8 protein-coding genes are annotated in these 5,534 nt (G+C 69.1%); 5 read left to right on the top strand and 3 right to left on the bottom strand.

The genetic code is table 11. The features are described 5' to 3' along the window. The 3 genes from ACE3P6_RS05160 to ACE3P6_RS05150 form a co-directional block, all read left to right on the top strand. On the top strand, window positions 1–680 hold a 680-nt coding region (locus ACE3P6_RS05160; protein ID WP_374392312.1), incomplete at its 5' end, for an NAD(P)H-quinone oxidoreductase. Window positions 681–803: 123 nt separating this feature from the next. Beyond that, a complete protein-coding gene (gene parA, locus ACE3P6_RS05155) occupies window positions 804–1,451 on the top strand; it encodes a ParA family partition ATPase (RefSeq protein WP_374392310.1) in 648 nt (215 codons plus the stop codon). A gap of 66 nt (window positions 1,452–1,517) precedes the next feature. Further along, window positions 1,518–1,835: an antibiotic biosynthesis monooxygenase gene (locus ACE3P6_RS05150; RefSeq protein ID WP_374392307.1), complete on the top strand. Its 318-nt coding sequence runs from the start codon at window positions 1,518–1,520 to the stop codon at window positions 1,833–1,835. A gap of 21 nt (window positions 1,836–1,856) precedes the next feature. On the opposite strand, the gene ACE3P6_RS05145 is transcribed toward ACE3P6_RS05150, so the two are convergent. Then, window positions 1,857–2,414 (bottom strand): hypothetical protein, encoded by a 558-nt coding sequence (locus ACE3P6_RS05145; RefSeq protein ID WP_374392305.1) that lies wholly within the window; start codon window positions 2,412–2,414, stop codon window positions 1,857–1,859. 197 nt (window positions 2,415–2,611) lie between these two features. On the opposite strand from ACE3P6_RS05145, the gene ACE3P6_RS05140 reads away from it, so the two are divergent. Continuing rightward, a complete protein-coding gene (locus ACE3P6_RS05140; RefSeq protein ID WP_374392315.1) occupies window positions 2,612–2,953 on the top strand; it encodes a zf-TFIIB domain-containing protein in 342 nt (113 codons plus the stop codon). 70 nt (window positions 2,954–3,023) lie between these two features. On the opposite strand, the gene ACE3P6_RS05135 is transcribed toward ACE3P6_RS05140, so the two are convergent. Together ACE3P6_RS05135 and ACE3P6_RS05130 are read right to left on the bottom strand one after the other, a co-directional pair. Continuing rightward, window positions 3,024–3,392: an SPW repeat protein gene (locus ACE3P6_RS05135; protein ID WP_374392303.1), complete on the bottom strand. Its 369-nt coding sequence runs from the start codon at window positions 3,390–3,392 to the stop codon at window positions 3,024–3,026. A gap of 283 nt (window positions 3,393–3,675) precedes the next feature. Next, window positions 3,676–4,416: a DUF72 domain-containing protein gene (locus ACE3P6_RS05130; protein ID WP_374392301.1), complete on the bottom strand. Its 741-nt coding sequence runs from the start codon at window positions 4,414–4,416 to the stop codon at window positions 3,676–3,678. A 103-nt stretch (window positions 4,417–4,519) separates the two neighbouring features. Here ACE3P6_RS05130 and ACE3P6_RS05125 point away from each other — a divergent pair, with 103 nt between their 5' ends. Next, window positions 4,520–5,137: a transposase gene (locus ACE3P6_RS05125; RefSeq protein ID WP_374392298.1), complete on the top strand. Its 618-nt coding sequence runs from the start codon at window positions 4,520–4,522 to the stop codon at window positions 5,135–5,137. The last annotated feature ends 397 nt before the right edge of the window (window positions 5,138–5,534 follow it).

The raw sequence follows: 5,534 nt of genomic DNA, 5'->3' as shown, positions 1-5,534 counted from the left end.
GCTGGGCGGTGGGCGATGCGGTGACCGCGCTCCTGCCCGGCGGCGGCTATGCCGATTACGCGGTGACCCCCGCCGCCCATGCGCTTCCGGTGCCGAAGGGCATGGGCCTGCGCGAGGCCGCCTGCCTGCCCGAGACCTGCTTCACCGTCTGGTCGAACGTGGTCATGCGCGGCGGCCTGAAGGCGGGCGAGCGGTTCCTCGTCCACGGCGGCTCTTCCGGCATCGGCACGACAGCGATCCAGAACGCGGGCGCGCTCGGCGCCGAACGCGCGATCAACTACCGCACCGAGGACTTCGCCGCCGTCCTCTCGGCCGAGGGCGGGGCCGACGTGATCCTCGACATGGTCGGCGGCGACTACATCGCGCGAAACCTCAAGGCGCTGGCCGAGGACGGGCGGCTGGTGCAGATCGCCTTCCTGCAAGGCCCGAAGGCCGAGATCAACTTCGCCCCCCTGATGACGCGGCGCCAGACGATCACCGGGTCGACGCTGCGGCCGCAGAGCGACCTTGCCAAGGCACGGATCGCCGAGGCGCTGATGGCCCATGTCTGGCCGATGATCGAGGGCGGGCGGCTGGCGCCGGTGATGGATTCGGAGTTCCCGCTGGAGGAAGCCGCCGAGGCGCACCGGCGGCTCGAAAGTTCGGCCCATATCGGCAAGATCGTGCTGACTCTGCGCTGAACGCGCCTCCCGCGGCCCGGCGCCGGGCCGGGCCTTTCCGCCTGCGGCGTTTCTGCAAGTGCATCTGCCGGGGAATCGCCTTATGCTGCGCTGCGGCAAAGGTCTGGCGGGCTCGGAGGCATCATGGCGGGCAAGGTCATCGCGGTCGTGCAGCAGAAGGGCGGGTCGGGAAAGACGACTCTGGCCGCCAACCTGGCCGTTGCCTGCCTTGGCCGCGGGATGCGGGTGGCGCTTCTCGACACCGATCCGCAGGGCTCGCTCGGCCGCTGGTTCATGACCCGGCGCGAACGTCTGGGCGAGACGGGGACGGCGGCGGCGGGGCTGGAGTTCTCCACCTCCTCGGCCTGGGGCGTCGCCTACGAATGCGAGAAGCTCAGGAAGACCGCCGACCTGGTGATCGTCGACACCCCGCCCAAGGTCGATGCCGACCTGCGCCCCGCGCTCCGCGAGGCCGACCTGGTGCTGGTTCCCGTCGCCTCCTCGCATGTCGATCTCTGGGCCACGGACGGGGTGCTGGACCTTGCCGCGCGGGAACGGAAATCGGCCTGGCTGGTTCTCAACCGGACCCGGGCGGGAACGCGGCTTGTCGACGAGGTTGCCGCTGCCGCCGCGGAACTGACCGCGGGGGTGACGCAGGCGCGGCTCGCCAACCGCGTCGTCTATGCCGAGACGCTGGGCCAGGGGCTCGGCGCCATCGAGGCCGGGCATGCCGCCGCGCGCGCCGAGGTGGGCGCGCTGACCGACGAGGTTCTGCGGCTTCTTGACGCCTGAGACTGTTTACAGTCCCGCCCCGCGGCGCGATAGTCAGGGGGCGCGCGCCGGTTGCGGAGGAACACGATGCCAGAAATATCCAGGGATTTCAGCGGCCAGACCGTCATCACCACGTTCGAGATGACGCCGGGCACGGCGCATGACCTGATGGAAGCGCTGCGCGACGCCTACGAGAACTTCATCCGCCGCCAGCCCGGCTTCATCGCCGCCGGGTTGCACATGAACGATGCCCAGACGCGCATCGCCAACTATTCGCAGTGGCGCGACCGGCGCGACTTCCAGGCGATGCTGCGCACGCCCGAGATGCGCGAGCGCAACCGCAGGATCGCCGCGCTCTGCTCGCGCTTCGAGCCGGTGATGTACGAGGTCGTCGAGGCCTTCTGAGCCTGCGGCCGCGGCGTCGGCTCAGCCCCGGCGCCGGCGGCGCAGCGCCGCGAGCATCCCGATCCCGCCGAGAAGCATCGGCGCCGCCGCCGCGACCGGAATCGGCGACACCCGCATGTTGTCGATGAAGAACTGGGTGTTGACGGTCGGGAAGGTGGTGTCGAGGAAGGTGATCGACGAGAAGGCGACGGTCGACTGGATGCCGAAGAAGGTAGTGCCGCCGGTGATCGTCGCGGCCTGAAGGCCGTCGAGGAGCACATGGGCGATCTCGCCCGCCGCAAGGTTGCCGAAGGCCGCGGCGAAGGCGGTCACTCGGGTCGAGAAGACCAGCGTGGTGAACTGCTTGGCCGGGTTGGCGCCGCCGCCGGCCACGCCCTGAAGGCGGTTGTTGTTGAAGCTGCGGGCGCCGAGAACCTGCTGGATCGCGCTGCCGTTCAGCGTGCCGCCGTCGAAGGTCTCGGACACCGTGGAGGGCGCGCCGAGGGCTGCATCATAGGCCGGCAGGTTCGTGAAGGTCACGGTGGCGGCTTCGGCGGCCGGGGCCGCGAGCAGGGCGGCAAGAACGAGCGGGCGGATCATCGGCGGGTCCCTTTCAGCATCTCCCGGGGGGGAGGGCGTTAGCATTTATGTTTCTTAACGGCGGCTTATGCCCGGATTGCGGCAAAGTCGGGGCATGATTGCGGCGGGTTGGCGGCCTGCGCCCCGGCCCCGGCGACTCTTGCAGCCGGATCGAGCCGCCCCATATCGGGGGCATGGCAAGAGATGGAGATGCGACGATGCAATGCCCGGTGGACGGAACCCAGCTTCAGATGATGGAACGGCAGGGGGTGGAGATCGACTATTGCCCGAAATGCCGCGGCGTCTGGCTCGACCGGGGCGAGCTGGACAAGATCATCGAGCGGGCAACGCCCGCGGCCCTGACCGAACCCGGCCAGCCGGTCGCTGCCCCGACACCCGTCCAGGCACAGCCCGTCCAGGCCCAGCCCTACCCGGCCCGCGGCGAACCGCGCCATGACCGGCGCGAGGATCGTTACCGGGATGACGACGGCCGCTATGGCCAGGGCCATCCCTCTCGCCGGCGCAAGAGCTTCCTGAGCGAAATCTTCGACTTCGACTGATTCTGCCCCGACCCGAGCCCGGACCTGACCGGGGCGGGCGCCGCCCCGGTCACATGTCGTCAGGCGACGCTCAGGCCTGGGCGCCGCGGTGGTGGCCGACCAGCGACCAGGCCGACAGCGCCAGCACCAGAAGCCCGGCGACCACGAAGTTGCCGGTCAGCGCCGAGCCCTCGGCGCCGGTGGCGAAGCCCAGGACCCAGGGCGAGATCGTCAGCCAGGCGCCGATCGCCATGTCGATCCACTCCTCCCAGTCACGGAACGTGGTCAGGGCCGCGAGCGCCATCGCGGCGATCACCAGGCCGAAGACGACGGCGTTCCACATCGCCGTCTCGAGGCCGGCGAACCCCAGCACCCAGGGCGAGACAATCAGCCAGAGCCCGAGGATCAGGTTGACGCTGTCCTGCCAGTTGTCGGTCGCTTTCTTCCAGAAGTCTGTCATTGCACACCCTCCTGTGAACGGTCTGCATCGACGGTGGCCCGCCGAGGCAGGGCCGGATGGCGCGGGTGACGTCACCCGTGCCGGAATGACCATCAGATGGGAAAGGCCGGCAGGTTTTCAAGAGGTTGCCGCAGGACTGCGGGTCGGATCCCCGAGGCGCGGCCATCGCGTCGGATCGCGGTCGGGTCCGCGTCGGGTTTGCGTCGGTTTTCCGTCCCGACAGGCCGCGCGGCGTCGAAAGGCGGTGGCAGGGATTGCGCAGGGAGCCGGCAGAGGGCCAACCCTATTCCAGCCGCCGGATCAGCGCCTGTGCCGCGGCGGGGTTGACCGCCTTGTGGCCGGAGATGACGAACAGGAACACGTCCCGCGCCCTCGCCATGTCACGCAGGCGGTCGGCCCAGCGGTCGAGCCCGGCCTCGGGATAGCCGGCCGGCTCACCCTCGCGCGTGCCCATGAGGCGCAGATAGGCGAAGGGCGCGGTGGCGGCGTCGATCCGGGGGTAGTCGCTGTCTTCGGCCTGGATGGCGGCGATGCCCCGGTCGCGCAGGAGGGTGGTGAACTCGTCGCAGGCGAAGCTGTCGTGCCGCGCCTCGATGGCATGGGTGAGCGGCAGGCCCTTCAGCCGGTCGGGCAGCAGGTCGAGGAAGGCCGCCATATCGTCGGGATCGAATTTCTTGGTCGGCGGCAGTTGCCAGTTGATCGGGCCGAGCTTCGGGCCCAGCTCGGTCAGGCCCGAGGCGAGGAAGCGGGCGATGGAGTCGCCGGCTTCGGCCAGCACGCGGCGGGAGGTGGCGAAGCGCGGCGCCTTCAGGGCGAAGACGAAGCCGTCGGGGGTTTCCTTCGCCCATTTTGCGAAGGTCGCCGGCTTCTGGGTGCCGTAGTAGGTGCCGTTCACCTCGATCGCAGTCAGAGCGCGGGCGGCGAAGGCCAGTTCGTCGGCCTGGCGCAGGCCGGAGGGGTAGAAAGTGTCGCGCCAGGGTTCATAGGTCCAGCCGCCGACGCCGATGCGGATGGGGTGGGGCATGGGATCCTACCTTTGTTGTGCCGCAAGTGTAACGGAGTCCGGGCGGGTGGGTTGCGGATATGACAAGCATGGACAAAGGCAGCGCCAGACCGCCGGGCGTAGGGTGGGCAATCTGCCCACGCGGACGCTCGAGCGCGGGCAGATTGCCCACCCTACGATTCATCCTTGCTTAACCCTGGCCGTTCATCTTGGGACCATGTCGTACTATCGCCGCCTTCGCCTGCCGGGTGCCAGCTACTTTTTCACGGTTGCGCTTTCGCAGCGCGGGGACGACGCGCTGGTCCGGCATGTCGATGTCCTGCGCCAGGCCTTTTGCGTCACAGCATCGGAGCATCCGCTGCACTGCGATGCGATGGTGGTCTTGCCGGATCACCTTCACGCGGTCTGGACCCTGCCGCCGGGGGACGCCGATTTCTCGATCCGGTGGCGCAAGGTGAAGGCGCGCTTCACGCGCTGGTCCGGGCTGCGGGCGTCACCTTCGCCCAGCAAGGCGCGCAAGCGCGAATGCGGTGTGTGGCGGCGACGGTTCTGGGAACATACGATCCGCGATGAGCGGGACTATCGGGCGCATGTGGAATATTGCTGGCGCAATCCGGTGAAGCATGGCCTTGTATCGCGCGGCGCGGATTGGCCGTTTTCGTCGATCCATCGAGACATCCGCGCGGGAAGGGTGCCGCCGGAATGGGCGGAGGCGACGGCGACCGGCGATGTCGGGAAGTAGGGCGGGCAAGTTGCCCACCGTGCGCGCGATTGAGGTTCGTCGGGGCACTGCGGGTTCGGACTGTAGGGTGGGCGATTCGCCCACCATGTGCGGGACCGGCCTCCGAGGATTGATGTCAGACAGCAGCGGCAAGATGAATGGTGGGCAGATCGCCCACCACCAAGCGGGGAGTCGTAGGGTGGGCAGTTTGCCCACCGTTGCGCCGGCCGTTGCAACGAGCGGCGGGCAGGTGCGTGGGACGGGGCGGCAGGGATCGGTCCGCGTGCGGAAGGATGGTGGGCAGATTGCCCACCCTACGCTTGCTGGTAGGGTCGGAATCTTTCAGACCGCATCGTGGCGGGTCGGAAGCCCGCCCTGCGGGTTGCTCCCGGCCGGGCAAGTCCGAGGCCGGTGCCTC

It is taken from the genome of Tabrizicola sp. (assembly GCF_041911175.1).
Lineage (GTDB): Bacteria > Pseudomonadota > Alphaproteobacteria > Rhodobacterales > Rhodobacteraceae > Tabrizicola.
The sequence above is the reverse complement of the archived record's forward strand: the minus strand, read 5'-3'. Positions and strand labels throughout refer to the sequence as shown.

What these genes read in the sequence shown, in the direction of transcription:
- parA (WP_374392310.1), top strand. Translation starts at nt 804, where the DNA reads ATGGCGGGCAAGGTCATCGCGGTCGTGCAGCAGAAGGGCGGGTCGGGA.
- ACE3P6_RS05135 (WP_374392303.1), bottom strand. Translation starts at nt 3,392, where the DNA reads ATGACAGACTTCTGGAAGAAAGCGACCGACAACTGGCAGGACAGCGTC.
- ACE3P6_RS05145 (WP_374392305.1), bottom strand. Translation starts at nt 2,414, where the DNA reads ATGATCCGCCCGCTCGTTCTTGCCGCCCTGCTCGCGGCCCCGGCCGCC.
- ACE3P6_RS05150 (WP_374392307.1), top strand. Translation starts at nt 1,518, where the DNA reads ATGCCAGAAATATCCAGGGATTTCAGCGGCCAGACCGTCATCACCACG.
- ACE3P6_RS05140 (WP_374392315.1), top strand. Translation starts at nt 2,612, where the DNA reads ATGCAATGCCCGGTGGACGGAACCCAGCTTCAGATGATGGAACGGCAG.
- ACE3P6_RS05130 (WP_374392301.1), bottom strand. Translation starts at nt 4,416, where the DNA reads ATGCCCCACCCCATCCGCATCGGCGTCGGCGGCTGGACCTATGAACCC.